The sequence below is a fragment of the Nocardiopsis sp. LOL_012 genome, from assembly GCF_048060475.1.
Lineage (GTDB): Bacteria > Actinomycetota > Actinomycetes > Streptosporangiales > Streptosporangiaceae > Nocardiopsis.
Window position 1 is genome coordinate 46,707 of record NZ_JBHMIV010000006.1, and the last position, 26,218, is coordinate 72,924.

The window sequence follows — 26,218 nt, forward strand, 5'->3', positions numbered from 1 at the left end:
GGGGCCGCGCACGGCATGGACGACAGGTTGTCCGGATGCGCTGACGCCAGCCGGGGCCCTCGCCGACGGACGGCCCCACTACCCCTCGGGCTGCCCAGTATAGGCGGCCAGGGTCCGGTCGGCGGCGGCCTTCGCGGTGGCGGCGTCGGCCCCGGCGGCCTCGTGCGCCTCACCCCACAGGCGCGCACTGGCCGCCATGAAGCGCAGCGCCTCCTCCGACCGTGCCCACTCGGTGGCCTCCACCGGCTTATCGGCCCCGCTCCCCAGGTGCAGGGTGAGGCCGAGCAGGCCCATCTCCCAGCCGATACCGGTGGCTCCGGGCCCGTACCGCTCCCAGTGCTCGCTCATCGGGGCCTCGTGCCTGAGCTCGAACCGCGCGCTCGCCTCCGACACCGGGGTGACGCTCACCGTGATCTCGCTGTACTCGCCCCCGTACTCCCAGCTCGCACGGAACGAGCGCGGCGGGTCGCAGTCCAAGACCTTCCCCCCGGCGTTGCCCTCCAACTGGTAGGTACCGCCCTCCCGGAGGTCGCCGCTGACGGGCATGAACCAGCGCGGGATGCGCTCGGCGCTGGTGCAGGCCTCCCACAGGTCCTCGGCGGTGGTGCCGTAGACGCGGGAGACCACCACGGCGGTCTCCTCGCCGGAGCCGGTGGTCCGTACACTCACGGTCCGCTCGGTCGCGGCGGTCTGCTGGTCGATGTCCATCGTGTTCCCCCTGGTCGGGTGCTCTCTCACTGCTGTTCGCCGCTCCGGCGCCGCGCACGCCTGCCCCGCGCGATCTCGGTTTCGAGGGCGTCCAGGTGGGGCCGCCAGCGCTCGGCGAACCGGCCCAGCCACTCCTCGGCCTCGCCCAGCGGGGCGCGTTCCACCGCGTAGAGCCTGCGGTTGCCCTCGGGCCGCACGGTGGCGAACCCGTTCTCCCGGAGCACGCGCAGGTGCTGGGAGACGGCGGGCTGCGAGATGCCGAACTCCTCGCGCACGGCGGCGGTCAGCTCGCCGGCGGAGCGCTCACCGTCGTTGAGCAGCTCCAGGATGCGGCGGCGGACCGGGTCGCCGAGGACGTCGAAGGCATGCACGGACCACACTATATAAGCTACCGACTATATAAGCTAGAGTGGATACCGAGTGGGAGCGCCCGCACCGGGCCGCCGCGCACGGCCACGCGGTAGGTTCCTGTCCATGGCCGACATCACCGAACTCGTCCACTACCCCGTCAAGGGGTGCTCTGGAACCCGTGTGCCCGCCGCGGAGCTGACCCCGGCCGGCCTCAGGCACGACCGCACGTTCATGGTGGTCACCGCCGAGGGGGCCTTCCGCAGCCAGCGCGTGGACCCCCGCATGGCCCGCGTGCGCACCGGCGTCTCCGCGGACGGCGCGTACCTGGACCTGGCCCTGGACGGCCTCGAACCCCTCCGTATCGAGGCCAACCCGTGCGGCCCGCCCGTGGACGTGGTGATGCACGGCAGGCCCTACACCGGCCTCGACCAGGGCGACACCGCCGCCGAGTGGTTCTCTGAGGCGCTCGGCGCGGACAGCCGGCTCGTGCGGGTTCCCGACGGCCACGACCGCCGTACCGGCGGCGCGACCCCCGGGACCGCCGCCTTCGCCGACAGCACCGCAGTGCTGATGGCCTCGCTCTCCTCGCTGGACCTGCTCAACGAGCGCATCCTCGCGCGCGGCGCCGAACCCGTCCCCATGGACCGCTTCCGCCCCAACGTGGTCGTCTCAGGCTGGCCGGAGCCCCACACCGAGGACCTCGTCCGCACGGCCCGCCTGGGCACGGCCGAACTCGGCTACGCGAAGGTATGCATCCGCTGCGCGGTGCCCACCGTGGACCAGGAGACCGGGGAGAAGCGGGGCCCCGAACCGATCCGCTCCCTGGCCGTCTACCGCCGCTCCGACAAGGGCGGGGTGGCCTTCGGCGCCAAGTTCGCGGTCACCCGCCCCGGCACCCTGTCGGTCGGCGACACGGTCGACGTCACCGCCTGGGGCGAGGCGGAGGAGGGGCTGGGCGAACGCCTGGCCGCCGCCCTGGCCTGAGCGGGGCGGCGGAGCGGAACCGGCTCAGTCCAGGTCGGCCTCGGCCAGCAGGTCCGCCACCGCGGACGGCTCCCGCAGCGCCGCGGCCAGCAGGTGGCGCCGCTCCCACTGCCCGGCCCGCCAGCACAGCGCGCGGGCGAGGCCGTCGGCGGTGGAGGCGTGCACCCGGCCGTCGCCCACGTACCACGCCACCTCGACACCGTCCACGGTGAGCGTGTCGTGGTGCAGGTAGGTGCGGTCCGGCTCCTCCGCCGGGTCGAGGAACAGGGCGGCCTCCCCCGGGACGGAGCGCATCCGTCCCTCGCCCTCCACATCGCCATCCACGCTCTCGCTGGCCAGTTCCAGGTCGAGCACGTCCGCGAGGGCCTCGGCGGAGTCGGCGGGCGCCAGCACCAAGGCGTGGTCGGCGAGCAGCGGCAGCAGGTCCGGCGAGTCCACGACCACGGCGTCCTCGGCGTCGGCGACGACAACCGCGCCGTCGCGCACGGCACGCACCCGGGACGGCGGGGTGACCAGGTCGGCCTCGACCCCCGCCAGGGCCGCCCACACCCGGCGCAGCGCCGCCCGGTCCACGTGCCGGGACGGCTCAGCGAGCCGTTCCAGCAGGTCGTCGGGGCCGTCGGGGTCGGCGACCAGGTCGGCCAGGCTCGTACGCACGCCCAGGGCCCGCGCCAGCTCGGGGTCGAGGTCGGCGGGCGCCTCGTCGTACAGCCCGGCCAGGGTCTCCTCGGCGTCGGCGATGCGCAACTGCACGGGGGTCCGCCCCCCGATCAGGGCACGCCCGCGCAGCCACCAGGCGGTGTAGGAGGGGACGTCCACCGCGCGCCCGTCCGGAAGCAGGACACGGGCCGGTGCGGTGACCGCCTCTCGGAGGGGGCCGCGGGAGAGCATCCGCAGCGCCTCCGGCCACCGGTCGTCGTCCACGTAGTCGAGGTCGGCGACGCAGACGAGTTCGGGCACGACCGGCGGCAGGTCGGGGTCGCCGACCCGCTCCAGCACCTCGTCCGCCCAGTCCTCCAGCCCCTCCGGGGCGTTCTCCCCGAAGGAGGAGACGACCTCCTCGCCCAGCACCGCCTCCTCGGCGCGCACCACCGACAGCTCCCACAGGGCACCGACGGCGCGCAGGGCGTCCGTTCCGTGCCGTTCGACGAGGTCGGGATGGACGGTGCCGAAGGGGGCGTCGTCCGCGAGGAGGTCGGCCAGGGGCGCCCCGGGCACGAGCAGTTCGGCGGCGACGGAGTAGCCGTCCTCGTCGTCGCGCAGAGCCAGGTCGGCCAGCCAGGGGGCGTCCGCGGCGGTCGTCCCGGCAGCGGCCACCAGCTCCAGGACGGCCTCCGCGACGGGGTCGGGGTCCTCCGCCTCCAGGGAGTCGCGGACGGCGGCCTCGGTGCGCGGATCGGACAGCACGGTCGCCGCGCCGGCGTCCAGCGCGCCAAGCCGCCGCAGGAGGGGGCGCACCGCGTCCGGGTGGACCACCCGCACCCCCAGAGCGGACACCGCGACGGGGTCGACACCGCCGCCGGACCAGTCCTCGGTGGGCAGCAGCAGCGACCGGGGGCCGCGCACGAGCCTGCCGTCGACGAGGGGGACCGGCAGCGCACCCAGCTCGTCCAGGTCGGCCCCGGCGGTCCCGGCGAGTTCCAGCGCCGTGTACAGCCCGGCCCACCAGAGGGGCGGCCGTTCGGTGTCGGCGAGCAGGTCGGCGATGTCTGCGAGCCCGAGGCGGTCCACGCGCAGGGCGGCCAGCGCGGGATGGCGCGGGTTCCAGGATCCGGGCAGCAGGGCGGGGACGAGCTCGGACAGCACACCGACCAGTTCGTCGGCGCCGCCCGGGGCGCCGGTGTCGACCAGCACCGCCTCGCGCGGGGCCACCGGTGCGCCGAGGGCGGTGGTGAGGAACGGGGTGTCCCGGAGCGGTTCGGCGACGCGGGCCCGGAAGACGGCGTCGACGGCCCCGCCGCCCATACGGGTGCCGGGCACCAGGTCGAGGGCGCAGCGCGGGTCGATCTCCCTCAACAGCGCACAGTAGGCGTGGGCCGCCTCCACGAGCAGCAGGTCGGTGGCGGCACCGGTCTGGACCGTCCGCCGGTCGGTGCTGAGCGGGAAGGTGCCGATGAGGACCGCGGGAAGGTCGAGTTCGGTGGCGGTGGGGGTTGGCGCGTGCACGACCGGTTCGACGTCGGGGGGCAGCTCGGTCACCCTCCCCCGGGCGTCCACGGGCACGGCCCATGTCAGCGACCACTGTGTGCGGCCGCGCTCCTCCACGGGGCGGTCGGCGAGCAGGGAGGGGTCGAACGCGCCGGAGCGGGAGAGCACCCGCCAGCAGGTCGTCCGGGTGCCTCCGCCGTCGCTGTAGGCGGTCACCGGCCCGTCGGCGCCGGTGTCGTCCCGGGTGAGGACGCGCTCGGAGCCGTCGACGGACACGGTCACCTCGCCCAGGCCGGGCAGGGTCAGCAGCAGCGCCTCGCCCGTGGCGTCCAGGAGGGCCGCCACACGCTCACGGGCGGCCTCGTCGCGCAGCAGGAGGGTGATGCACGTGTCGTAGCCCGGCACGCCCCGGGGCTCGGCGGGGAAGGGCAGGCGCAGCATGGGCACGTGGCCCGAGCGGTGCCCCACCTCGTCCGCCAGGCCCTCGTGGGCGGCGCCCTCGACGAGCAGGTCGGCGACGGCGGCACTGGCCTGTTCGGAGCTGAACCGCACGGCGGCGCCGCCGGAGGCGACGGTGACGTCGTCGCTGACCGCGGCCACGGCGGAGAAGCCGACCCCGAAGCGCCCGGCCGCCCCGTGCTCACCGCGCTTGGTGGAGGCCCGCAGCGTGGCCAGCGACTCCACCCCCTCCGCCGTGAGGGGGGCACCGGTGTTGGCCGCGGTGAACCGGTCGCCCTCCAGCGCCAGCAGCAGCCGACCGGGCACCCCGGCGCGGCGGGCGGCGTCGGCGGCGTTCTGGGCCAGCTCCACGACCACGCGGTCGCGGTAGCCGTCCAGGGCGTAGTCCTCCTCGGCGTTGGCGTCCTCGCGGAAGCGCGCGGGCGCGTCGGCCCACGCGGCGAGCACGCGCCGACGGAGTTCGGCGGTGTGGAAGGGATCGACCGCCGGAGCGGTCACCGGCTCGGACATCGCGGACTCCTCCTGCGGTGCGGACCACCCCGGAACGGCGCACCGGGCGAACGTGGCCCGGGCACCAGGACGACCCTAGGCCATCGTCGGCGACGCCGCGCGACGGGACGCACCGAACCGCCCGTTGGACCGGACCGCTCAGTGGTCGGAGGAGACCAGTTCCAGCTCCGCGGTGTCGTCGAAGACGATGTGGTCGTAGCCGAGTTCGTCGACCACCGGTGTGCTGCTCCTGCGTTCGGCGCGCTCCTCGGGGTGGCGGACCTCGGAGTGGGCCCCGCAGCCGTGGTCGAGGGAGACCACCCTGCCGTCGTCGGGCGCGTACTCGTTGGTGCACACACCGAACATCTGGCGCAGTTCACCGGCGAGGGGGGTCATGAAACCGCACGTGGCGCACCGGGCGGGGGCGGCGGTGGCGACCGCGCTGCGCGGTCCGGCGTCGCCGTTGTACCACCGCTCGGCGGCCTGCTCGCGGCCGGTCTCGGAGAGCACGTGGCGCCGGCCCAGGCCGAGCTCCCACTGCATCTGCTGGTCGGCGCCCTCCTCGTCCAGTTCACCCGCGGGAACCTGGGCGAACCCGGGGACGAGCCGCTCGTCGTCCTCGTCCGTGGGCAGGAGGTCTCCCACGCCGACGTCGCCCGGCCGCAGGCGCTCCTTCCAGGGCACCCACTCGGGCGCGACGACCGCGCCGTCGCCGGGGAGCAGCACCACCTCGTTCACCGTGACGTTCTTGGCGCGTGAGGCGCGCACCACGGTGACGGCGTAGTTCCACCCCGGGTAGGCGGGGTCCAAGCAGGTGAAGTAGTGGGTGACCAGGCGCGTGCCCTCGACTCGGGGGGCACGGTGCTCGCCCACCCACTCGGGGCGGCCGGCCTCGGCGGCCACCGAGCGCGCCAGGTCCACCGCCTCGATGCAGGCTTTGTCCGGTACAGGGGAACGTCGAGTAGGGCTCACGCTCCCCATTCTCACTGATCGCACACACCGATTCGACCATGCCGGAGGCCAAGATCGGGCCGGTTCCCCGTCACGGGCGGGTCCGCCCCCGCCAAGGGGCGGTCAACGGGGCCCGGCCCGACCGCTCAGACGTCGAGGTCGTCGGCGAGCACACGCAGGACCGACGCGATCCTGGACGCGTCCCGACGGTCGGGGTGGCGCCCTCTGCGGTAGCCGTTGGACAGCCCTTCGAGCAGCGTAATGAGGTCCTCGGTGATGACCACCATCTCGTCGGGCTTCTTGCGCCGGGCCCTGGCCACCGAGTGCTGGCCGTCGAGCAGTGTCACCTGGAGCGCCTGCATCCCCTTGCGCCCCTCGGCCACACCGAACTCGACGCGCTGTCCGGGACGCAAGGAGTCGGTGCCGTCGGGCAGCGCGGAGGAGTGCACGAACACCTCACCGCCGTCGTCGCGCGTGAGAAAACCGAAACCCTTGTCTCCGTCGTACCACTTGACCTTGCCGGTGGGCACCTGGCGACCTCATGCTCTCTCTGGTGGGCGCCTCGGTTCCCGGCTCTCCCGGAGAACGCGCTCCGCCCGCTCCCCCGTCCGTCTCCTCGGCGCCCCAGGACTGCTGGGGACCCTCCCAAGTTACTTGGACGGGCTGTCCCGCGCGAGGGCATATCGCGTGCCCCGTGCCCCTGTGCGAGGCCGGGTGCGGACACGGCCCGCGCGCGGGGCCCGGATACGGATCATCCGGGCCCCGTGGAACGTCGGCGGCGCCCCGTGCGCCGGGTTGCGGAGTGCGGGACGGGACTCGGCGCGGGCGCGGCGCCTCGACGTGACGGCTCCCGGACTGGACGCCGGGCGTGGTGCCGTGACTCGGCCCCCTGGGCGCGGTGCGCACCGGGGTAAGGACAGGAGTACCGCACCGGCCGACCTCCGGGCACGGCGCCGCCGCGGAACGGAAGCGGTCATTCCCCAATATTTGCCAACCGGTGACTCAGGTGTGCTCCTGGGCGGACCGCAGGGCCTTCGGGTAGAGGTAGAACACGCACACCAGGGAGCCCAGTCCGATCCCGATCACCCCGGTGTCGGGCAGCGAGCGCGCGATGTAGACGTCGATGAACTTGGCGTCCCCGTTCCACAGCAGCATGGCGACGGCGCAGGCGGCGAGCGGCAGCCCCACGCCGATCCACTTGTCCGCGGTGCCCCACACCCGGCTGAGCACGACCAGCGCGGCCGACAGCACCCACAGGAACGTCAGTCCCAGCCCCCACGGCACCGCCAGCAGCATCAGCCCGAGGGCCGCCGCTTCCGAGGTGTGCGTGCGCACGGTGAGGGAGAGCCCCCGCAGGCCTCCATGGCGCTGTGCGCGGTGCGGTCGCGCGTTTCCGCCCCCGGGCCCGTCCAGGAGCCGCATCAGGCCGTGGTTGGGGCCGCCACGCCAGGGCGGGGGCACCCGGACGGCGTGCGCGGGCATGGGCGGGATGAGGTCGTCGTCCTCCAGGTCGAGGTCACGGCCCTCGCACGCCTGGCGCACGCAGTCCTGCGGGGAGCCGAACACCCGCAGGATGTCGCGGACGCCCTCCGGTCCGGGGTCGCCCAGGGCCGAGCGCCGCGCGTCGATCCGCTTGCGCAGTCCGGCCAGGTACTCGGTGCGCTCCCTGGGGGACAGTCGGCCGTGCAGGGCCAGACCGACCTCGGACAGGTAGTCGAGTACCAGTTGTTCCGCTCGCTGGGACATGACCCCATAGTGACCCAAGCGACCCCGGGTTTTAACCCTCTCTCCTGATTCCGGTTGACGATTCCTGTTCGAATACGGGCCTTCGGTCACCGCTGGCGTCGGCGGACCGGCACGGACCCCGACGAACCCCGCAGCGGCCATCGCCTAGCGTGGAGCGTGATGAACGACAACGCACACCCGGGTCGACCTGGGACGCGGAGCGGCTCGGCGGTCTCCTCCGGGCGTCCGCCGACGTTCACGTCCTGGCTGCGCGGCCGTTCGGACGACGAACTCACCGCGCTGCTCACCGCGCGTCCCGAACTCGCCCGGCCGGTTCCGGCCGACGTGGGCGCGCTGGCCGCCCGGGCCGCCGGACGCAACGCCGTGCTGCGCGTCCTGGAGCGCCTGGACCGCTTCACCCTCCAGGTCCTGGAGTCGGTGATCGCCCTGGGCGACGACCGCCTCTCCGAACCGGTGGGCGCCGCCCCCGCCGACCTGGCGGAGGCCCTGGGCGTCAAGCCGCCCCCGGCACCGGCCGACGACCCCCTCGCCCGCGCACTGGACACCCTCCTCGGCCTGGCCCTGGTCTGGCCGGACCGGGGGCGGCTGCGCCCCGTCCAGGTCCTGCGCGACCTGATCCCCCACCCCGCACGGCTGGGCCCCCCGGTGCGCGCCCTACTCACCGCCCTGCCGCACGCCGCCGTCGTCCGGCTCGCGGACGGCCTCGCCCCCGGCAGCACCGCCGCCACACCCGTGGAGACGGTGGCCACGGCCCTGTCCGACCCGGCTCGGGTGGCCGGCCTGCTCGAACGGGTGGACGCGCGGGCGCACCGACTCCTGGACGGGCTCGCCTGGGGGCCGCCCAACGGCACGGTCGCCAACGCGCGCCGCGAGGTGGCCCCGGACGCGGCCGCCTCCCCCGTCGACGCGCTCATCGCCCGCGCCCTGCTGCTGCCCACCGGAGACGACACGCTGACCCTGCCGCGCGAGGTCGGTCTGGTCCTGCGCGGCGGAACGCTCTTCCAGGACCTGGCCCTGGACCCGCCGCCGTTCCAAGGTGCGGATCGGGCGGCCGAATCGGTGTCGCGGACCGCGGCCGGTCAGGCGTTCACCGTGCTGCGCGCGGTCGGGGAGCTCCTGGAACACTGGTCCCAGGAGCCCGCGGCCGTGCTCCGCAACGGCGGGCTGGGGGTGCGGGACCTGCGGCGCGCCGCCCAGGTGATGGACACCGACGAACCCACGGCCGCCCTGCTCGTGGAGACCGCCCGCGCCGCGGGCCTCATCGGCGCCGACGACCGCGTGGGCGGCGAGTGGCTGCCCACCCGCGAGTACGACCTGTGGCGGGAGAGCCCTCCCGAACGCCGCTGGCTGCGGCTCGCCTCGGCGTGGCTGGGGTCGGACCGGGTCGCGGCCCTGACCGGCACCCGGGACTCCGGCGGCCGGGTCCGCAACGTCCTGGGCCCCGGCCTGACCCGCCCCGGCGCACCGCAGGCCCGCCTGGACGTGCTCGGGGAACTGGGGAGCGCGCCCCCCGGCCTGGCACCGACCGCCGAGTCACTGGAGGCGCGCCTGGCCTGGCGCCACCCGCGCCGCGGTTCGGCCGTGTACACCGAGCTCGTGGGCGCGGCCGAGGACGAGGCCGCCGTTCTCGGCCTGACCGGGCTGGGGGCCCTCGCCGAGCACACGCGGCCGCTCCTGGACGGCGACGAGGACGGCGCGGCCCACCTTCTGGCGCCGGAGCTGCCCGAACCCCTCGACCACGTCCTCCTCCAGGGCGACATGACCGCGGTCGCCCCGGGGCCCCTGGTGAGTGAACTGGCCCGCGAACTCGCCCTGGTCGCCGACGTGGAGTCGACGGGCGGTGCCACCGTGTACCGCTTCACGGAGGGGTCGGTGCGGCGCGCGCTGGACGCCGGCCGGGGCGCCGCCGACCTCACGGCGCTGCTCGAACGGCACTCGCGCACACCGGTCCCGCAGGCGCTGCGCTACCTGGTGTCGGACACGGCCCGCCGCCACGGACGCCTGCGCGCGGGGAGCGCCTCCAGCTACCTGCGGTGCGACGAGCCGACGGTGCTGGAGGAGCTGGTGGGCGACCGCAGGACCGCCGAGCTGGGCCTAGTGCGGCTGGCCCCCACCGTCGTGGCCAGTCGGCTCAACCGGGCCGCCCTGGTGGAGCGGCTGCGGTCCCTGGGCTACCACCCGGTGGCGGAGAGCGGTGACGGCTCCATGCGGCTGACCCGCCCGGAGGTCCGCCGCGCCGCGCCCGCGGACACCGGGGTCCCGGCCGAGTCGGGGACGCGCGGGGAACTGGCGCGCGCCGCGGTCCGCGCGGTCCGCGCCGGGGACGAGGCGGCCACGGCCGCGCGGCGGCCCGTCCCGCTGCCCGGGGACGGGCCGCCCGGCTCCCGGGCCAAGGCGGCTATGGAGGCGCTCTCCCACGCCGCCGAGGAGGGGCGCAGGGTGTGGATCGGCTACACCGACACCGACGGCCGCCAGGTGAGCCGGATCGTCGAACCGTCGAGTGTGGACGGCGGTTTCCTGACCGCCTACGACACGACCCGCGGCGCCGTGCACCGGTTCGCCGTGCACCGCGTCACCGCCGTCGCCGAACTGGAGCCCACCGCGGACTGACCGCGGGGGCGCCACGGCATAGGGTGGTGCCGGTCGGCCGGTCCTTCCGACTGTGGAAGAGAGACACCCCATGAGCGACGCATCGCTGCCCCCCGGGGCATCGTCCCCCCGCGACCACGGGCACGGCGCGCCCGCGGGCGGCAGGACCCGGGATCCGGAGCGCGAGGAGGAGCGCGGGGAGGCGGGGCCGGTCTCCGGTGGGGCGAGCAGCTCCACGATGGCCCTGATCCTGCACGCGCTCACGTTCCTGTGCTGCGCCAACTGGCTGTTCGGGGTCGCCGGGATCGTGTTCGCGGTCCGTGCCGCGCACGCGCGCGACCGGGGCCGCCCGGTGCAGGCGGAGACGCTGACGCGCTACTCCTGGTACTGCCTGGGTGCGGCGGGCGTGATGTTCTTCGTGATGCTGGTGCTGACGTTCGTGGTGTTCACCCAGGCCGGTTCGTGGGTCGAGGGCATCGTCCCCGTCACGAACTACTGACACGGCCCGGAGGCGGGCGGTCCGACCGGGCCGGATGAGACGATGGGGGTCCGAGGACGGCGACCGGAGGGGGCTCGGACGAGGGGTGGACGGCGGACGGTACAGTCCCAGGACCTTCTGGGAAAGGGGTTCCGGCACGGTTCCCCGAACGCCCCGGCACAGACCGCGGGGCGGTCCGGCCCTGCCCTCGCCGCACCCGCCGGGCGCCCCGCCACCGGTGCCGGCCGCGCCCCCTCCAGCCGCCCCCGGGCCGAGCGGCCCGCCCCCGCGGGTCGGCGGTGCCGCCGCGGCCCTGGTCACCGCCGCGGCGACCCTGGCGGTCCCGGCCGCGGCCGTGAGCCTGGGCCTGTGGTTCGCCGCGCTGGCGGCCAACATCCCGGGCATCGTCCTGGGTGTGGTCGCCCTGACGAAGGTCCCCGACACCGGCGAGGTAGAGCGCTACCTCAGGTACACGTGGGCGTGTACGTTCGCCTATCTCGTGCTGTACGTCCTGCTGCTCGTGCCGATCATGGCCGTGGCGATCGTGCTGGCCGCCCTCGAATCGCCGTGACCCGGGCATGATCGAAGGACCCGGACGCGTTACACCCACCGCGCCCCGAGCGACGCCCCCTGACCCAGCGACCACCGAGGGAAGGTCCGTGTGTCCTGCCTAATCGTCCAGTCCGACAAGACGCTCCTGCTCGAAGTGGACCACGCGTCCGCCGAGGAGTGCCGCCGCGCCATCGCCCCGTTCGCCGAACTGGAGCGGGCCCCCGAACACGTGCACACCTACCGGGTCACGCCGCTGGCCCTGTGGAACGCGCGGGCGGCCGGGCACGACGCCGAGCAGGTCGTGGACGCGCTGATCCGCTTCTCCCGGTTCCCGGTCCCCAACGCGCTGCTGGTGGACATCGCCGAGACGATGGACCGCTACGGCCGCCTGCGGCTCGTGGGCGACCCGGTGCGCGGCCTGGTGCTGGAGTCCACCGACCGCGCGGTGCTGGAGGAGGTCGTGCGCGCCCGCAAGCTCAAGGGCATGCTGGGTGAGCGCCTGGACGAGTCCTCCGTGGCGGTGCACCCGAGCGAGCGCGGCAACCTCAAGCAGGCGCTGCTCAAGGTCGGGTGGCCCGCGGAGGACCTGGCCGGGTACGTCGACGGCGAAGCGCACCGGATCGAACTGGACCAGGACGGCTGGGAGCTGCGCGGCTACCAGAAGGAGGCGGCGGAGGGCTTCCACGCCGGGGGGTCGGGCGTGGTGGTGCTGCCCTGCGGCGCGGGCAAGACCGTCGTCGGCGCCGCGGCGATGGCGCTGACCGGCGCGACGACCCTGATCCTGGTGACCAACACCGTGTCGGTGCACCAGTGGCGGGCCGAACTGCTGCGGCGCACGTCGCTGACCGAGGACGAGATCGGCGAGTACTCGGGCGCCCGCAAGGAGATCCGCCCCGTCACCATCGCGACGTACCAGGTGATGGCGGCGCGCCGCAAGGGCGTGTACGCGCACCTGGAGCTCTTCGACGCCCGCGACTGGGGGCTGGTGGTCTACGACGAGGTGCACCTGCTGCCCGCCCCGATCTTCCGGATGACCGCTGGCCTCCAGGCGCGCCGCCGCCTTGGCCTGACGGCGACCCTGGTCCGCGAGGACGGGCGGGAGGGGGACGTGTTCTCGCTGATCGGGCCCAAGCGCTACGACGCCCCGTGGAAGGACATGGAGAACCAGGGGTGGATCGCGCCCGCGGACTGCGTGGAGGTGCGGGTGGACCTGTCGGAGTCCGAGCGCCTCGCCTACGCGACGGCCGAGCCTGAGGACCGCTACCGGTTCTGTGCCTCCTCCGACTCCAAGACCGCGGTGGTGCGGGAGATCGTGCGTCGGCACGAGGGTGAGCAGACCCTGGTGATCGGGTCCTACATCGACCAGTTGGACGAGCTCGGCGCCTCACTGGACGCCCCCGTGGTCAAGGGCGAGACGCGCAACAAGGAGCGCGAGCGCCTGTTCGACGCCTTCCGGGCTGGTGAGCTGCGGACCCTGGTGGTGTCCAAGGTCGCCAACTTCTCCATCGACCTGCCGGAGGCGGCTGTGGCGGTCCAGGTGTCGGGGTCGTTCGGCTCCCGCCAGGAGGAGGCCCAGCGGCTCGGCCGGGTCCTGCGTCCCAAGGGCGACGGCCGGGCGGCGCGCTTCTACGCGGTGGTGGCACGGGACACCCTGGACCAGGAGTACGCGGCGCACCGGCAGCGCTTCCTCGCCGAGCAGGGGTACGCCTACCGGATCGCGGACGCGGGCGACCTGCTGGCGGGGGAGATCTAGAGGGAGGGGAGGCCGCCCACCGTGTAGGCGGCCAGGGCGATCGCCCACGCGATGAGCGAGTAGACGAGCGTGCGGGTGCGCAGGCGGCGGTCGTCCTTGACGGAGGGTGCGGCGAAGGCGGCGACGAAGAGGGCCACTCCGAGCAGGGCGGGGACCGCGGAGGCCAGGGCGAACAACTGGGTCTGGGTCGCGCAGGCGGCATAGCCCGGGCTGCCGGGATCACCACAGAACACGTCGTCTCCGGTGCGGTCGAAGTAGGCGGTACTCCCCGACCGTACCGTTTCGGCGGGGAAGTGATCACCGCCGTGGGCGTCCGTATCCCGGTGCGCGAGAGGTGCCCGTAGGCGTATGTCCCCTTTCGGGGCCGGTTCCGACCAGGAGAACAGAACCGCATTCGGTTTTTGTCGGCAGGCCTCCTACGCTCTCTTCGCAGACGCCCGTGTCCGATGATGCGGCCCCACCCCGACGGAGGTCTTCGCCATGCCCGACAGCCCGGCCCCGGCAGCCCCCACCGACGAGCACCGCACCGGATTCCACTCCCTGCGCGGCGGCGGCCTGAACTGGGAGTCCCTCCCCCTCAGGCTGTTCGCCAAGGGCAACGCCCGCTTCTGGAACCCCGACGACATCGACCTCTCCCAGGACGCGGAGGACTGGAAGGGGCTGCCCGACCGGGCGCGCACCCGCATCCTCCGCCTCTGCGCGCTCTTCGTGGCGGGCGAGGAGGCCGTCACCGAGGACATCCAGCCCTTCATCCGCGCGATGGCCGCCGAGGGCCGCCTGGGCGACGAGATGTACCTGACCCAGTTCGCCTTCGAGGAGGCCAAGCACGTCCAGGCGTTCCGGATGTGGCTGGACGCCCTGGGCATCGACGAGGACCTGCACCGCTACGTCGACACCAACCCCGGCTACCGCGCGCTGTTCTACGACGAACTGCCCCGCTCCCTGGAGGCGCTCCTCGACGACCCCGGCCCGCGCAACCAGGTCCGCGCCTCGGTGACCTACAACCACATCGTCGAGGGCTCACTCGCCCTGACCGGCTACCACGCCTGGAACCGCATCTGCACAGCGCTCGGCGTCTTCCCCGGCATGCGCGAGATCGTGCGGCGGATCGGCGACGACGAGCGCCGCCACATGGCGTGGGGCACGTTCACCTGCCGCAGGCACGTCGCCGCCGACGACGCCAACTGGGCGGTGGTCCGCGAGCGCCTGGACGAACTGCTGCCCCACGCGCTGAACACGGTACGGGCGGGCGAGTTCCTCTCCGGAGAGCCCGGGGAACACGACTTCGAGTTCCCGCCCGGGGAGATGGTCGACTACGCCGGGGACCGCGCGCTGCGCCGCCTGGGCGCGATCGAGTCGGCGCGCGGGGTGCCCCTGGACCGGATCGACGTGGACGCCGCGCCCGAGGAACTGGAGGAGCGGTTCGGCCGGGAGGACCGCGAGGCCATGGCGGCCGAAACCGCGTCCTGACCCGTGCGGCCCCGGCCGGGCCCCGGCCGGGGCCCGCCTGGATTCCGACTCCCGGACACGGCGCGTCGCCGCGCATCACCCCCAGGTGACGGTTTGTGGTGTGAACTGAGGAGGGGCGGCCACGCCCCGCCCGGACACCGGACGCCGAAGGGGACGCATGACAGCAAAGGCATGGGAGTCGACCACGCGTATGGCACGCTGGCCGGCGGTCCTCGCCCTCACGACGGTTCTCGCGGTCGGCTGCGGCGACACGGGCCAGGGGGCGGGGCTCTCCACCGAGAACGCCAAGGACCCGCTTCCCACCCCCGCCGCGTCGGCCTCGGACGGCACGGACACCGACGCCTGCGCGGACGGCGACTGCCAGATCGCCGTGACCGAACAGGTCTCGTTCCCCTTCCGGGCCCCGAACGGCACCGCGCGGCTGACGGTGAACCGTGTGGACGACGAGAGCTTCGAGTACACCGTGACCAGGGACGGCGGCAGCGAGGTCAGCGGCGGTGCCAGCGGCGCGGGTTACGGCTGCTCCACCTTCCTCGACACCGAGGCCGCCAGCACCGTCTGCGAACGGGCCGAACAGCTCCCCGAGCAGGCGCACGGCACGGTGATGATCCAACTGCTCAAGGGAGCGGGCTCCAACGCCGTCGTGACCATCGCCACCAGGTGAGCCGGGCCACACGGCCCAGGCCGCCATCCGCCCCGGTCCCACTCCAGCGGCGCCGGCGAGCACGGTCCGCGTGCCTCGGTACGGTTCATCCGGTGTCGGCTCTGAGCTGCTACGTTCGACGACGATCGTCTTGTATGTCCCTCTAGAGCGGAGCATCTCCCATGCCACCCTCCAGCCTCGAAACGATGAGCGATCAAGCCGTCGCGCAAGCGGTCGCCATCCCCGGATGGATTCAGGACAACCTCGATCTCCTGGTGGGCATCCCCCTGCGGATCATCCTGATCGTCATCGGCGCGCTGATCGTCCGTGCACTGGCCAAGCGCATGATCTCCCGCGTCATGGAACGCGTCCTGAGGTCCAACGGGAGGGAGAACGGGCAGAGCCGCTCCGCCCGGGGCCCGGTCCTCCTCCAGCGGGACGGGGCGCGGGCCGACGAGCGGCGCGAGCAGCGCGCCCGCACCATCGGCTCGGTGCTCAGCAGTTTCGCGACCATCGTCATCGCGGCGACGGCCCTGGCCATGGTGCTCGACCAGATCGGTATCGCCCTCGGCCCCCTGCTGGCCAGCGCGGGTGTGGTCGGCCTGGCGATCGGCTTCGGCGCCCAGAGCCTCGTCGCGGACTACCTGTCCGGCCTGCTCATCATGGTCGAGGACCAGTACGGTGTCGGCGACGTCGTCGACCTCGGTGAGGCGGTCGGCACGGTGGAGAACGTCGGGCTGCGCCTCACCCAGGTCCGCGACATCAACGGCGGCCTGTGGCACATCCGCAACGGCGAGATCCAGCGGGTGCGCAACGACAGCCAGGACTGGGCCCGCGCCGTCCTGGACGTCTCCGTGGCCTACGAGGCCAACCTGGAGACCGTCTACGACGTCCTGGAGAAGACCGGCCGGGCCATGCGCGAGGACGACGAGTTCGGCGGCCTCCTCCTGGAGGACCCCTCGATCTGGGGTGTGCAGTCCCTGGACGCGGACGGCGTCGTGGTGCGCTTCGTCGTCAAGACCGTCCCGCTGGAGCAGTGGGCCGTCACCCGTGAGCTGCGCCGCCGCGTGAAGGACGCCCTCGACGCCGCCGGCATCGAGATCCCCTTCCCCCAGCGCACCGTCTGGATGCGCAGCGAGGACGGCGCCGCCGCCTCCTGACGCACCTACCCCAACGGTTCGGGGGCCGCGCACGGTCGCACCGTGCGCGGCCCCGGTCGGGACAGGGGCTACCCCCGCTGAGGCGGCAGGACGTTCTCCTCGTACCGGCCGACGTAGTTGCCCGGAGGGTCGAAACGGGCCACCACCATGCACCCTTGCATGCTGTCCTCCCGGCTCACATGCGCGATACCGATGCCGATGCGCTCACTGGACTTCCAGACGAGCTGCGTGAAATTGTGCGTGGTGTGCTGGGGGGAGGGTGTACGGAAATCGTAGTCAAGCATCTCGTGATACCACATGTCCACCGCGCTGCGAAGCCTGCGCTCATCGCAGCGGCCGGGATCGGAGGACAGGGCTATGTACAGGTTCTCCCCCACTCCGCCGTTCACTTCGCGGGGGCTGTGCTGGAGTACTCCCCTCTCCGCCCATTCCTGAGCACCTTGGGCGAGTCCGGCGTCCGCCGCGAGCGGGGGCGCGGAGTGGCGGGCACGATAGTCGTTGATGTGGTCGAGGACCGCTGCCGTGGCATCGGGTACGGCGGGTTCCGCATGTGCGGGTTGGGCGGTGGCCGCCAGCAGGGCACAGAAGGCGAGGGCGGCGAAACTCAAGCGAGAGATCTTCACGGTGAGATAGTAACCCAGGGTAATACCCCAATCACCAAAGAGATGATTCGAGAAGGATTCCCTTTTCGCCGCTTTGATCTGTCTCAGGGGCGATCGCACCCTCCGGACACCCCGCCCCGGGCATGTTCGGGACGGGGTTCCGCTCCAGCGGAGCACACGGGCCTCAGACCCGGCCCTCGTCCTCGGGCCGGTGCCACAGGTCGCGGCGGCCGCGCTCGGCCTCCAGGGCGATCCGCCCGAAGGGCTCGGTCCGCCAGTCACCGGTCCCGGTGAGGTGGTTGGCGTAGAGCACCTCGCCCAGGCGCGAGAGCACGTACACCGTGTCCACGAGCCGGTGCGTCTCCAGGAACTCCAGGGTGTTGGGCACCCCGAGATAGGCGCGGTCGTGGTCCACCGGCGGGACCCACCGCCCGAAACCCTGGTCGCGCCGCGCCCGCTCGTAGCGCTCCTCCAGCGAGAACACGCTGTTGGTGCTGTGTGTGGCCACGAAGGCCACCTCCACCCGGTACCCGGCCTCGCGGAACCCCTCCGTCCACGCCGTCGCCCAGTCCGAGCGGCCCAGCCGATGGCTGCACACCACGTCGACCCGTTCCCGGCGCACGTGCTCCAGGGCCCTGTGGTGCATCCAGGCCACCTGCCGCCCCAGGAAGAGCGACGCCGTGCGGTCGTCGGAGCTCATCACCCACTCGTAGTCGGGTGCCAGGCGCAGCAGGTCGTCCCCGTCGTAGCCGACGGTGCCCTCGGGCAGGACCGGCAGGAGCAGGCGCTGCAACGTGGTCTTGCCCGCCCCCGGCTGGCCGCCCAGGAGCAGCACCCGTGGCCGCTCCCGGGCCGGGCCGCTGAGGCGGGGGCGCAGGAGCAGGTCGAAGAGGTCGTCCCGCCCGGCCCGGTCCGGGTCGCGGGAGGGGTCGCCGGGTACGGCCCCGGAAGGGGTACGCAGGGGGACCCGCCTGAGCACGGCGACGGTCTCGGGCAGTTCCCGGTTGAGCCGGTCGATCTCCTCGGGCTCCAGGAAGGGGAGCCGGGCCTCCTCGTCCGACAGCGCCCTGGCACGCGCCGTGTCGCCGCGTGCCAGGCAGGCACCGATGGCCGCGCTGTAGAGGTTGTAGGTCCGCTCCCGAGCCAGGCGCTGGGCCTCGGTCTGCGGCGGCACCCCGCCGCTGGAGCTCTCCAGCAGGAGCGGGCGGACCGTGCCCGTCTCCTCGGTCACGTCGTCGCGGATGGTCATCACAGGTGTGCCTTCCCTCGGCTCCTGGGGGCGGAGCCGGTCGGTCAACGGCGTCGGCACCCGGATGGTAATGCGTGATCCCGCTTTCGGGGGAACGTTCGGTGAAGCCGTGACGGGAACGGCCTACAGTGGTCACCCGGCGCCCCCTCCCAGCGGGAAAGGGCCGTGTTACGGCGATCATCCAAAGGTAGTTCAGGCCCCGCCGCCACCACGGGTCGCATCGCCGCCGTCCCGCTCAACCACCGCTTCTCTCCCCCGGAAGGACCCCGTTGGAACCGACCCCCGCTCCCCCGGTCATCGACGTCCTGGCCTGGGTACACGTCCGCGACGGCCGCCTGCTCTGCGTGCGTTCCCGGGGCAAGGACCTTCTCTACGTGCCCGGCGGGAAACGCGAGCCCGGCGAGAGCGACGAGACCGCTGTGACCAGGGAGGCACTGGAGGAGGTCAGCGTCCGCCTGCGTCCGGGAACCTTCCACCTCGTGGCGGTGATCGACGAGGACGCCCACGCCCAGGCGCCGGGCACCCGTGTGCGGATGACCTGCTACACCGCCGAGCACGACGGGGAGATCGCCGCGGACCACGAGATCACCGGCCTGGAGTGGATCGCCTTCGCCGACCGCGATCGCTGCGCCCCCGCCGTGCGCAGACTCGTGGAACTGCTGCACGCACGGGGTTCCCTCCGCTGACGGCTCAGGCCCGGGGGCCGTCGGGAACGCGCGCCCTCCACCGGCCCGGGTTCCCCGCCAGCAGCATCGCGGTCGACACCCCGAGGAGGAACGGGGCGGCCAGCCCCACCGACGTCAGGGTGCCGACGCCACGGACCTGGACGTAGTCGCCGCCGAGCACCCCCTGGGCCACCGTCTGGAAGGCCAGGTGGAAGCCCACGCACGCCCACACGTTCCCGGTGACCACCCGGATACACCCGAGCACCACCCCAAGGCCCAGGAACAGCGGCAGCCGCTCGGCGAGCACGCCCCACCCCTCGGTGGACACCCACAGTGCCGTGCCGAACAGGACGAACAGGGCCGCCTGCGCCGCGACGGCGGCCCAGGCGGGCAGGGCGGCGTTCAGGTTCCGGAACAGGTAGCCGCGGAAGATCAGCTCCTCGGGCAGCGCCTCGGCCAGCAGCACCACCAGCGCCAGGAACACCAGCCCCGGCACCAGTTCGTCCCACGAGGCCGTCCGCACGACGAACGACCACCCCAGGACCACGCACAGCGCCATCCCCGCACAGCCGGGCAGCGCCCACGACGCCGCGCCGACGAGGAAGGGCCGCCACCCCGCGCGGGGGCCGGTCAGCACCGGCCCGTGCCACGGCCGCCGGTCGAGGAAGCGGCGCGCCGCCCACACCAGCGCCACGGCCAGCACGCACAGGGCCGCCGCGGTGACCGCGCGGCCGAGCGGTCCCGGGAGCATGCCGCTCACCCGGAGCATGAGCCACCAGAGAAGAAGGGCCGCCGCCGTCACCACGGTGATCCGCACGGGCAGGGGCGGCCTCCGGGAGACGGGTGACGACGGCCCGGACACGGGGGTGCCATCCATGGACACCACTCTTCCGCACAGCGAAAGCACGGCGCATCCGGCATCCCCCTGAGAACACCCCGAGGCACCCCGTGTGATGCCTCACGCAGAAAAAACCAGTGGCCTCGCCCGCCTCCACCGATTAGAGTCCGGTAACCGTGCGCGATCTTCCCGAACCTCCGGGCGTCCCCGACCACCGGTCGGCCGACCGCTACCTGCTCTGGCTCGCGCGTCGGCAGTGGGGCTCCCTCACCTGGGGATCGCTCATCAGCGGCGCGTACACGTCCTGCGGTGTGCTCAGCGCCGCCGCGCTGGGCGCCGCGATCGACTCCGGTCTCACCGGCGGCGATACCGGCGACCTGCTGCTGTGGTGCGGTGTCCTCGCCGCGCTGACCCTGGTCCGGGTGGCGCTCGTCCCCTTCCACGAGCGCGCCACGTCCTTCAACTGGTACGCCTCGGCCTACCGCACCGTGCAGGCGGTCACCGAACGGGCCGTCGCCCTGGGCCCCACCCTCACCCGCAGGCTCCCCTCCGGGGAGGTGGTGGCGGTGGGCACCGACGACATCGACCAGATCGGCGAGTTCTTCGAGGACGCCGTCCGCGGCCCGGGCGCGGTCGTCTCCATCGCCGTGGCCGCCGCGCTCATGCTGGCCGCGCACGCCGTGTTCGGTCTGGCGGTCCTGGTCGCGGTCCCCCTGATCACCGTGGGCATGGTGCCGCTGCTGCGAGCGCTCTCGCGCCGCCAGACGCACCAGCGCGACCACCAGGCCGAACTCACCACGATCGCCGGAGACCTCGTGGCGGGGCTGCGCGTCCTGCGCGGCGTGGGCGGCGAGCGGGTCTTCGGGCGGCGCTACCGGGACGAGTCGCGCCGGGTCCGCGACGCCGGTGTCCGGGTCGGCTGGACGGAGGCCTGCCTCCAGGCCGCGCGGACCCTCCTGCCGGGCCTGCTCCTGGTGGGGGTGGTCTGGTACGGGGCGCGGCTCGCGCTGGAGGGCGCACTCACCATCGGCCTGCTGGTCGCCTTCTACGGCTACACGCGCGCCCTGGGCGAGGACGTGCGCCACCTGATGCTCGTCTCCTCCCTGTACGTGTCGGCCCGCGTGGCGGCGGGTCGGATCACCGGTGTGCTGGGCCTGGCCCACGACCACCCCGACCCCGCGCTCCCCCGGCTGGAGCCGGAGGGACCGTGCGACCTCCGCGACCCGGTGAGCGGGGTGACGGTCACCGCCGGGGAGTCGACCGGCGTGGTGTGCGCCGACCCCTCCGACGCGACCGCGGTGGCCGCGCGGCTGGGTCGCTACCGCGAGGACTGCGCGGAACTGGTCGAGCGCTCCACCGGCCGCACGGTGTCCCTGCGCGACCTGCCGCTGAACCGGGTGCGCGAGCGGGTGCTGGTCGCCGCCAACGACGCCCACCTGTTCTCCGGCAGGCTCCGGGGCGAGTTGGACCCCGGCGGGGACCTGTCCGACGCGCACCTGGCCCGGATCGTGCGTGCCGCGCACGCCGACGACGTGGTGGAACGGTCACCGCTGGGGTGGGACACCGTGCTCGCCGAACGCGGACGCGAGCACTCCGGCGGCGAGCAGCAGCGCCTGCGGCTCGCCCGGGCCCTGGCGGCGGCCCCGGAGGTCCTCGTCCTGGTCGAACCGGCCTCGGCGGTGGACGTGCACACCGAGGGGGTCGTCGCCCAGCGTCTCGCCGAGCAGCGTCGCGGCCGCACCACCGCCCTGGTCACCACCAGCCCCCTACTGCTCGCCCGCACCGACCGCGTGTGTCTCGTCCGAGGCGGCCGTGTCGTGGCCGAGGGCACCCACCACGCGCTCCTGGCCTCGAACCCGGACTACGCCGCCACCGTCCTACGCTCCGCCGCAGTGGAGGAAGGCCGATGACCCAGACCACCGCACGACCCTCCCCCGACCTGCCGAAGGCCACCCGGACGCGGACCCCGGACGGGCTCCCGATCGCCCCCTCCTCCGTGGTGTGGCGGCGGCTGCGCCGCGCCTGCGCCGAACACGGGTGGACCCTCGCCCGCGTCGTCGTGCTGTACGGGGCCGCGTCGCTGAGCGCGCTCGTCGCGCCGTGGATGCTCGGCGCCATGATCGACACCGTGCGCACAGACGGCGGCGGGGGGCGCGTGGACCTGATGGCTGCGGCGATCGTCGCCGCCCTGTGCGTCCACGCGGCCCTCCTCCTGGTGTCGGTGGCCACGGCCATCCGGTTCGGGGAGAACCTGCTCGCGCAGGTGCGCGAGGAGTTCGTCGACGGCGTGCTGCGCCTGCCCCTGGGCACGGTGGAGCGCGCCGGGAGCGGCGACCTGCTGGCCCGTACCGGCCGCGACACCGACCACCTGAGCTACGCGGCCCGCCAGTCGGTGCCCGTCGTCCTGGTGAGCTCGGTGACCCTGGTGGTCATCACCGCCGCGATGGCGTTCCTCCACCCGGCCCTGCTCCTGGCCTGGCTGCCCTCGGCCCTCGTGGTGTGGCTGTCCACCCGCTGGTACACCCGCCGGGCACCCGAGGGGTACGTGCGCGAGCTGGCCGCCTACTCCGACCTGACCCAGGGCGTGGCCGAGACCGTGGAGGGCGCGCACACCGTGGAGGCCCTCGGGCGGCAGGCCCGCCAGCGGGAGCGGACCGAGGAGCGGGTCCGCCGGTCCTACCTGGCCGAGCGGTACACGCTGTGGCTGCGCTCGGTGTGGTTCCCCCAGCTGGACTTCGCCTACGCCTTCCCCCTCGTGGCGACACTGCTGGTCGCGGGGCTGCTGCGGATGGACGGCCAGATCACCGTGGGGCAGATCGCCACGGCGGTGTTCCTCGCCACGCAGATGGCCCGGCCGCTGGAGGAGCTGATCGACGAGGTGGACAGCCTCATGATGGGCTTCACGTGCCTGCGGCGGCTACTCGGGGCGGAGTCGGCCGCTAACGGCGGTGCGGCGGTGCCACCGACGGAGGGCTCCGAGCCCGGAACGGTGGAACTGCGCGGGGTGCGGTTCGGCTACACCGGAGCCGAGGTCCTGCACGGGGTCGACCTCCTCGTGCGGCCGGGCGAGCGGCTGGCCGTGGTCGGCCCCAGCGGCGCGGGCAAGTCCACGCTCGGCAAGCTCATCGCCGGTATCCACCGGCCGACCTCGGGCGAGGTCCTGGTCGGGGGCGATACGCAGACCCCGGGCGAGGAACGGAAACAGGTGATCCTGCTGAGCCAGGAGAGCCACGTGTTCCGGGGGACGATCGCGGAGAACCTGTCGCTCGTGCTGGGGGACGGCGAAACCGACGAGGACCTGCTGTGGAAGGCGCTGGCGGCGGTGGGTGCCCGCACCTGGGTCCGCGCGCTCCCGGACGGGCTGGACACCCCGGTGGGTTCGGGACGGGACGCGCTGGAGCCGGACCGCGTGCAGCAGTTGGCGCTGGCCCGGGTGGTGCTGGCCGACCCGCGGGTGCTGGTGCTGGACGAGGCGACGTCCTCGATCGACCCGCGCTCGGCCCGGGACCTGGAGCGCTCCCTGGCGGGTGCGCTGGAGGGGCGCACGGTGGTGGCGATCGCGCACCGGCTGCACACCGCCCGCGACGCCGACCGGGTCGCGGTGGTGGAGGACGGGTCGGTCAGCGAGCTGGGCACCCACGACGACCTGCTCGCCCGGGGCGGGTCCTACGCGCGGCTGTGGCACGCCTGGCACGGCGGCTGAGCCGTGCCGGGGAGCCGTTCCGCCGGGTCAGGGCTTCCACTGCTCGGGTCCGGGGAACCTGGAGGTGTCCAGTTCCAGGCCGAAGGGCTCGGGCAGGCGGACCTTCCCGCCGAAGTTCACCGTGGCGGCGTGGTTGTACCGGCCGCTGTCGGGCTGCTCGTAGAGGGTCACCGACGGCCCGTGCTCGTCCCAGGCGTCGATGAGCAGGTAGAGCGGGATCGCCGCGTAGGCGTAGCCCGCCAACTTCTTCCTGCGGTCGATGTCCCGACTGCTCCTGGACACGATTTCCACGACGAGCGACGCCTCCTCCGCCGGGCAGGGGGAGCGCGAGGGATCGAGGACGATGTCCTCGGGCATGACGACGAGATCCGGCATGTACAGGCGTTCGATGGCCGAGACCTGCACACCCAGTGTCTGCAAGACGTGCCAGTCGTCTGGGATCACACGATTCAGCGCCCGGTGCACCAGGGACGCGATGATGTTGTGAGGATCAGACGGGGGGGCCACCAGCACGACTCCGTTGTCATCGACGATCTCGGCCCGCCAGCCGTCGGGCACGTCCAACTCCTGCCAGGTGCGCAGCAGGTAGTCCCATCTCGACGAATCCGCCTGCACAGGGGCTTGGGCCACGGCAAGACTCATTTCGCGTTGCACCTCCGGAAACGAACACTAACGCTCCGTGCCCGCATCCGCCCGACACTTCGCAGAATAACCCCCCGGTTTTCCCCGGGCCAGCGCACCGCACGGCGCGGCCGCCCGCCGCAAACCCCCTTGAAACGGCGAAACCGGGCGGCCCCGCAGGGCCGCCCGGTCGTCGCGGGCGAGGTCGCGTATCCGGACCCCGGACTCCAGGCGAAGCCTAGAAGTCCATGCCGCCCATGCCACCGGTCGGGTCGGCGGCGGGAGCCCCGGCCTTCTCCGGCTTCTCGGCGATGACGGCCTCGGTGGTCAGGAACAGACCGGCGATGGAGGCCGCGTTCTGCAGAGCGGAACGGGTGACCTTGGTCGGGTCGATGACGCCGTCCTTGAACAGGTCGGTGTACTCGCCGGTGGCGGCGTTGAGGCCGAACCCGGGCTCCAGGTTCTTGACCTTGTCCGCAACGACGCCGCCCTCAAGGCCGGCGTTGACCGCGATCTGCTTGAGCGGCTCGGCGATGGCGCGGCGCACGATGTCGGCGCCGATGGACTCGTCGCCGTCCAGGTCGAGCTTCTCGAACGCGGGGACGCTGGCCTGCAGCAGCGCGACGCCACCGCCGGGCAGGATACCCTCCTCGACCGCGGCCTTGGCGTTGCGGACGGCGTCCTCGATGCGGTGCTTGCGCTCCTTGAGCTCCACCTCGGTGGCGGCACCGGCCTTGATGACGGCCACGCCGCCGGCCAGGCGGGCGAGACGCTCCTGGAGCTTCTCGCGGTCGTAGTCGGAGTCGGTGCGCTCGATCTCGTTGCGGATCTCGTTGACGCGACCGGCGATCGTGGTGGCGTCACCGGCACCGTCCACGATGGTGGTCTCGTCCTTGGTCACGACGACCTTGCGGGCGCGGCCGAGCATGTCGAGCTCGGTGTTCTCCAGCTTGAGGCCGACCTCCTCGGTGATGACCTGGCCACCGGTCAGCACGGCGATGTCGCCGAGCTGGGCCTTGCGGCGGTCACCGAAGCCCGGGGCCTTGACGGCGACGGACTTGAAGGTGCCGCGGATCTTGTTGACGACCAGGGTCTGGAGCGCGCCCTGCTCGACGTCCTCGGCGATGACCATCAGCGGACGGCCGGCCTGGAGGACCTTCTCCACGACGGGCAGGAACTCGTTGTTGTTGGAGATCTTGGAGTTGACGATGAGGATGTAGGGGTCCTCCAGGACCGTCTCCATCCGCTCCAGGTCGGTGGCGAAGTAGGGCGAGATGTAGCCCTTGTCGAAGCGCATGCCCTCGGCGAGTTCGAGCTCCAGCCCGAAGGTCTGGCCCTCCTCGACGGTGATGACGCCTTCCTTGCCGACCTTGTCCATCGCCTCGGCGATGGTCGCGCCGATCTGGGCGTCACCGGCGGAGATGGAGGCCGTGGAGGCGATCTGCTCCTTGGTCTCGACCTCCTTGGAGATCTTGCCGAGCTCCTCGTTGATCCGGGTGACGGCGGCCTCGATGCCGCGCTTGAGGCCGACCGGGTTGGCGCCGGCGGCGACGTTGCGCAGGCCCTCGCGGACGAGCGCCTGGGCGAGCACGGTGGCGGTGGTGGTGCCGTCACCGGCGACGTCGTCGGTCTTCTTGGCGACCTCCTTGACGAGCTCCGCCCCGATCTTCTCCCAGGGGTCTTCGAGCTCGATCTCCTTGGCGATGGAGACACCGTCGTTGGTGATCGTGGGGGCGCCCCACTTCTTCTCCAGGACGACGTTGCGGCCCTTGGGGCCCAGCGTGACCTTGACGGCGTCAGCGAGCTGGTTCATGCCGCGCTCAAGGCCGCGACGGGCCTCCTCGTCGAACGCGATCAGTTTGGCTGCCATTGAGTTCTTGTCCTCCCGTGACCGGGCTGATACGCGATGGGACGAGGCGTGCGCCCGCGACGGACGGCCGCGACGTACCGACACCCCTGCTGTCGGACGCGCACGGCCTCGCAGCCTCGCTCCGGTTAGCACTCAGGCTCAGCGAGTGCTAACCAGGTCTATTTTTAGCACTCTCCCCGGGAGAGTGCA

General features: G+C 73.1%; 23 protein-coding genes. 11 read left to right on the forward strand and 12 right to left on the reverse strand.

Going from position 1 to position 26,218, the window contains the following annotated elements; genetic code table 11:
* Positions 1-78: 78 nt before the first annotated feature.
* Positions 79-708, reverse strand: coding sequence for an SRPBCC domain-containing protein (locus ACFHWE_RS05540; RefSeq protein ID WP_416599513.1), 630 nt, complete (start codon positions 706-708; stop codon positions 79-81).
* Between the two features lie 26 nt (positions 709-734).
* Entirely contained in the window at positions 735-1,079 is a 345-nt protein-coding gene (locus ACFHWE_RS05545) for an ArsR/SmtB family transcription factor (RefSeq protein WP_028650033.1), read from the reverse strand.
* A gap of 103 nt (positions 1,080-1,182) precedes the next feature.
* Here ACFHWE_RS05545 and ACFHWE_RS05550 point away from each other — a divergent pair, with 103 nt between their 5' ends.
* On the forward strand, positions 1,183-2,043 hold the full coding sequence (locus tag ACFHWE_RS05550) for an MOSC domain-containing protein (protein ID WP_416599514.1): 861 nt from the start codon (positions 1,183-1,185) through the stop codon (positions 2,041-2,043).
* A gap of 24 nt (positions 2,044-2,067) precedes the next feature.
* Here ACFHWE_RS05550 and ACFHWE_RS05555 read toward each other — a convergent pair whose 3' ends face one another.
* The 4 genes from ACFHWE_RS05555 to ACFHWE_RS05570 all read right to left on the reverse strand — a co-directional run bounded on the left by ACFHWE_RS05555 (position 2,068) and on the right by ACFHWE_RS05570 (position 7,836).
* Positions 2,068-5,160 (reverse strand): sacsin N-terminal ATP-binding-like domain-containing protein, encoded by a 3,093-nt coding sequence (locus ACFHWE_RS05555; RefSeq protein WP_416599515.1) that lies wholly within the window; start codon positions 5,158-5,160, stop codon positions 2,068-2,070.
* Between the two features lie 138 nt (positions 5,161-5,298).
* Positions 5,299-6,060 (reverse strand): DUF3027 domain-containing protein, encoded by a 762-nt coding sequence (locus ACFHWE_RS05560; protein ID WP_416599641.1) that lies wholly within the window; start codon positions 6,058-6,060, stop codon positions 5,299-5,301.
* Between the two features lie 176 nt (positions 6,061-6,236).
* Positions 6,237-6,620 (reverse strand): cold-shock protein, encoded by a 384-nt coding sequence (locus tag ACFHWE_RS05565; RefSeq protein ID WP_416599516.1) that lies wholly within the window; start codon positions 6,618-6,620, stop codon positions 6,237-6,239.
* Between the two features lie 472 nt (positions 6,621-7,092).
* Positions 7,093-7,836: an HAAS signaling domain-containing protein gene (locus tag ACFHWE_RS05570; protein ID WP_416599517.1), complete on the reverse strand. Its 744-nt coding sequence runs from the start codon at positions 7,834-7,836 to the stop codon at positions 7,093-7,095.
* 159 nt (positions 7,837-7,995) lie between these two features.
* On the opposite strand from ACFHWE_RS05570, the gene ACFHWE_RS05575 reads away from it, so the two are divergent.
* The 4 genes from ACFHWE_RS05575 to ACFHWE_RS05590 all read left to right on the forward strand — a co-directional run bounded on the left by ACFHWE_RS05575 (position 7,996) and on the right by ACFHWE_RS05590 (position 13,208).
* Entirely contained in the window at positions 7,996-10,446 is a 2,451-nt protein-coding gene (locus ACFHWE_RS05575; RefSeq protein WP_416599518.1) for a helicase-associated domain-containing protein, read from the forward strand.
* A 70-nt stretch (positions 10,447-10,516) separates the two neighbouring features.
* The gene (locus tag ACFHWE_RS05580) at positions 10,517-10,924 is read left to right on the forward strand and encodes a hypothetical protein (RefSeq protein WP_416599519.1); all 408 of its coding nucleotides are present in this window, start codon (positions 10,517-10,519) and stop codon (positions 10,922-10,924) included.
* Positions 10,925-11,141: 217 nt separating this feature from the next.
* The gene (locus ACFHWE_RS05585) at positions 11,142-11,474 is read left to right on the forward strand and encodes a hypothetical protein (RefSeq protein ID WP_416599520.1); all 333 of its coding nucleotides are present in this window, start codon (positions 11,142-11,144) and stop codon (positions 11,472-11,474) included.
* A gap of 90 nt (positions 11,475-11,564) precedes the next feature.
* Positions 11,565-13,208: a DNA repair helicase XPB gene (locus ACFHWE_RS05590; RefSeq protein ID WP_416599521.1), complete on the forward strand. Its 1,644-nt coding sequence runs from the start codon at positions 11,565-11,567 to the stop codon at positions 13,206-13,208.
* Here ACFHWE_RS05590 and ACFHWE_RS05595 read toward each other — a convergent pair.
* Positions 13,205-13,441, reverse strand: a complete 237-nt coding sequence (locus ACFHWE_RS05595) for a hypothetical protein (protein WP_416599522.1) — start codon at positions 13,439-13,441, stop codon at positions 13,205-13,207. The two genes, ACFHWE_RS05590 and ACFHWE_RS05595, sit on opposite strands and share 4 nt — an antisense overlap.
* Positions 13,442-13,688: 247 nt before the next feature.
* Between ACFHWE_RS05595 and ACFHWE_RS05600 the strand changes: the two genes are divergently transcribed.
* From ACFHWE_RS05600 to ACFHWE_RS05610, 3 genes are all read left to right on the forward strand, one after another.
* Positions 13,689-14,678 carry a R2-like ligand-binding oxidase gene (locus ACFHWE_RS05600; RefSeq protein WP_416599523.1) on the forward strand — a complete coding sequence of 330 codons (990 nt, stop codon included), beginning with the start codon at positions 13,689-13,691 and terminating at the stop codon, positions 14,676-14,678.
* 157 nt (positions 14,679-14,835) lie between these two features.
* On the forward strand, positions 14,836-15,342 hold the full coding sequence (locus ACFHWE_RS05605) for a hypothetical protein (protein WP_416599524.1): 507 nt from the start codon (positions 14,836-14,838) through the stop codon (positions 15,340-15,342).
* A gap of 185 nt (positions 15,343-15,527) precedes the next feature.
* On the forward strand, positions 15,528-16,481 hold the full coding sequence (locus ACFHWE_RS05610) for a mechanosensitive ion channel family protein (protein ID WP_416599525.1): 954 nt from the start codon (positions 15,528-15,530) through the stop codon (positions 16,479-16,481).
* A 68-nt stretch (positions 16,482-16,549) separates the two neighbouring features.
* Here the strand turns inward: ACFHWE_RS05610 and ACFHWE_RS05615 are convergent, their stop codons facing one another.
* Together ACFHWE_RS05615 and ACFHWE_RS05620 are read right to left on the reverse strand one after the other, a co-directional pair.
* Positions 16,550-17,104, reverse strand: coding sequence for a CAP family protein (locus ACFHWE_RS05615; protein WP_416599526.1), 555 nt, complete (start codon positions 17,102-17,104; stop codon positions 16,550-16,552).
* A gap of 163 nt (positions 17,105-17,267) precedes the next feature.
* Entirely contained in the window at positions 17,268-18,332 is a 1,065-nt protein-coding gene (locus ACFHWE_RS05620; RefSeq protein ID WP_416599642.1) for a zeta toxin family protein, read from the reverse strand.
* 269 nt (positions 18,333-18,601) lie between these two features.
* Here ACFHWE_RS05620 and ACFHWE_RS05625 point away from each other — a divergent pair, with 269 nt between their 5' ends.
* Positions 18,602-19,018: an NUDIX hydrolase gene (locus tag ACFHWE_RS05625; protein WP_416599527.1), complete on the forward strand. Its 417-nt coding sequence runs from the start codon at positions 18,602-18,604 to the stop codon at positions 19,016-19,018.
* A 4-nt stretch (positions 19,019-19,022) separates the two neighbouring features.
* Here the strand turns inward: ACFHWE_RS05625 and ACFHWE_RS05630 are convergent, their stop codons facing one another.
* Complete coding sequence (locus tag ACFHWE_RS05630) at positions 19,023-19,874, reverse strand: CPBP family intramembrane glutamic endopeptidase (protein WP_416599529.1); 852 nt, start codon at positions 19,872-19,874, stop codon at positions 19,023-19,025.
* A 137-nt stretch (positions 19,875-20,011) separates the two neighbouring features.
* On the opposite strand from ACFHWE_RS05630, the gene ACFHWE_RS05635 reads away from it, so the two are divergent.
* Both ACFHWE_RS05635 and ACFHWE_RS05640 read left to right on the forward strand, forming a co-directional pair.
* Complete coding sequence (locus ACFHWE_RS05635) at positions 20,012-21,745, forward strand: ABC transporter transmembrane domain-containing protein (RefSeq protein WP_416599530.1); 1,734 nt, start codon at positions 20,012-20,014, stop codon at positions 21,743-21,745.
* Positions 21,742-23,538 (forward strand): ABC transporter ATP-binding protein, encoded by a 1,797-nt coding sequence (locus ACFHWE_RS05640; protein WP_416599531.1) that lies wholly within the window; start codon positions 21,742-21,744, stop codon positions 23,536-23,538. The genes ACFHWE_RS05635 and ACFHWE_RS05640 overlap by 4 nt, the downstream gene beginning before the upstream one ends.
* A gap of 27 nt (positions 23,539-23,565) precedes the next feature.
* On the opposite strand, the gene ACFHWE_RS05645 is transcribed toward ACFHWE_RS05640, so the two are convergent.
* Positions 23,566-24,168: a Uma2 family endonuclease gene (locus tag ACFHWE_RS05645; protein WP_416599532.1), complete on the reverse strand. Its 603-nt coding sequence runs from the start codon at positions 24,166-24,168 to the stop codon at positions 23,566-23,568.
* A gap of 229 nt (positions 24,169-24,397) precedes the next feature.
* Positions 24,398-26,029, reverse strand: a complete 1,632-nt coding sequence (gene groL / locus ACFHWE_RS05650) for a chaperonin GroEL (RefSeq protein ID WP_416599533.1) — start codon at positions 26,027-26,029, stop codon at positions 24,398-24,400.
* Positions 26,030-26,218 lie beyond the last annotated feature (189 nt).

Coding starts and splice junctions, on each gene's coding strand:
- ACFHWE_RS05540 (WP_416599513.1), bottom strand. CDS start 708: ATGGACATCGACCAGCAGACCGCCGCGACCGAGCGGACCGTGAGTGTA.
- ACFHWE_RS05550 (WP_416599514.1), top strand. CDS start 1,183: ATGGCCGACATCACCGAACTCGTCCACTACCCCGTCAAGGGGTGCTCT.
- ACFHWE_RS05555 (WP_416599515.1), bottom strand. CDS start 5,160: ATGTCCGAGCCGGTGACCGCTCCGGCGGTCGATCCCTTCCACACCGCC.
- ACFHWE_RS05570 (WP_416599517.1), bottom strand. CDS start 7,836: ATGTCCCAGCGAGCGGAACAACTGGTACTCGACTACCTGTCCGAGGTC.
- ACFHWE_RS05575 (WP_416599518.1), top strand. CDS start 7,996: ATGAACGACAACGCACACCCGGGTCGACCTGGGACGCGGAGCGGCTCG.
- ACFHWE_RS05580 (WP_416599519.1), top strand. CDS start 10,517: ATGAGCGACGCATCGCTGCCCCCCGGGGCATCGTCCCCCCGCGACCAC.
- ACFHWE_RS05600 (WP_416599523.1), top strand. CDS start 13,689: ATGCCCGACAGCCCGGCCCCGGCAGCCCCCACCGACGAGCACCGCACC.
- ACFHWE_RS05605 (WP_416599524.1), top strand. CDS start 14,836: ATGACAGCAAAGGCATGGGAGTCGACCACGCGTATGGCACGCTGGCCG.
- ACFHWE_RS05610 (WP_416599525.1), top strand. CDS start 15,528: ATGAGCGATCAAGCCGTCGCGCAAGCGGTCGCCATCCCCGGATGGATT.
- ACFHWE_RS05620 (WP_416599642.1), bottom strand. CDS start 18,332: ATGACCATCCGCGACGACGTGACCGAGGAGACGGGCACGGTCCGCCCG.
- ACFHWE_RS05630 (WP_416599529.1), bottom strand. CDS start 19,874: ATGGATGGCACCCCCGTGTCCGGGCCGTCGTCACCCGTCTCCCGGAGG.
- ACFHWE_RS05640 (WP_416599531.1), top strand. CDS start 21,742: ATGACCCAGACCACCGCACGACCCTCCCCCGACCTGCCGAAGGCCACC.
- groL (WP_416599533.1), bottom strand. CDS start 26,029: ATGGCAGCCAAACTGATCGCGTTCGACGAGGAGGCCCGTCGCGGCCTT.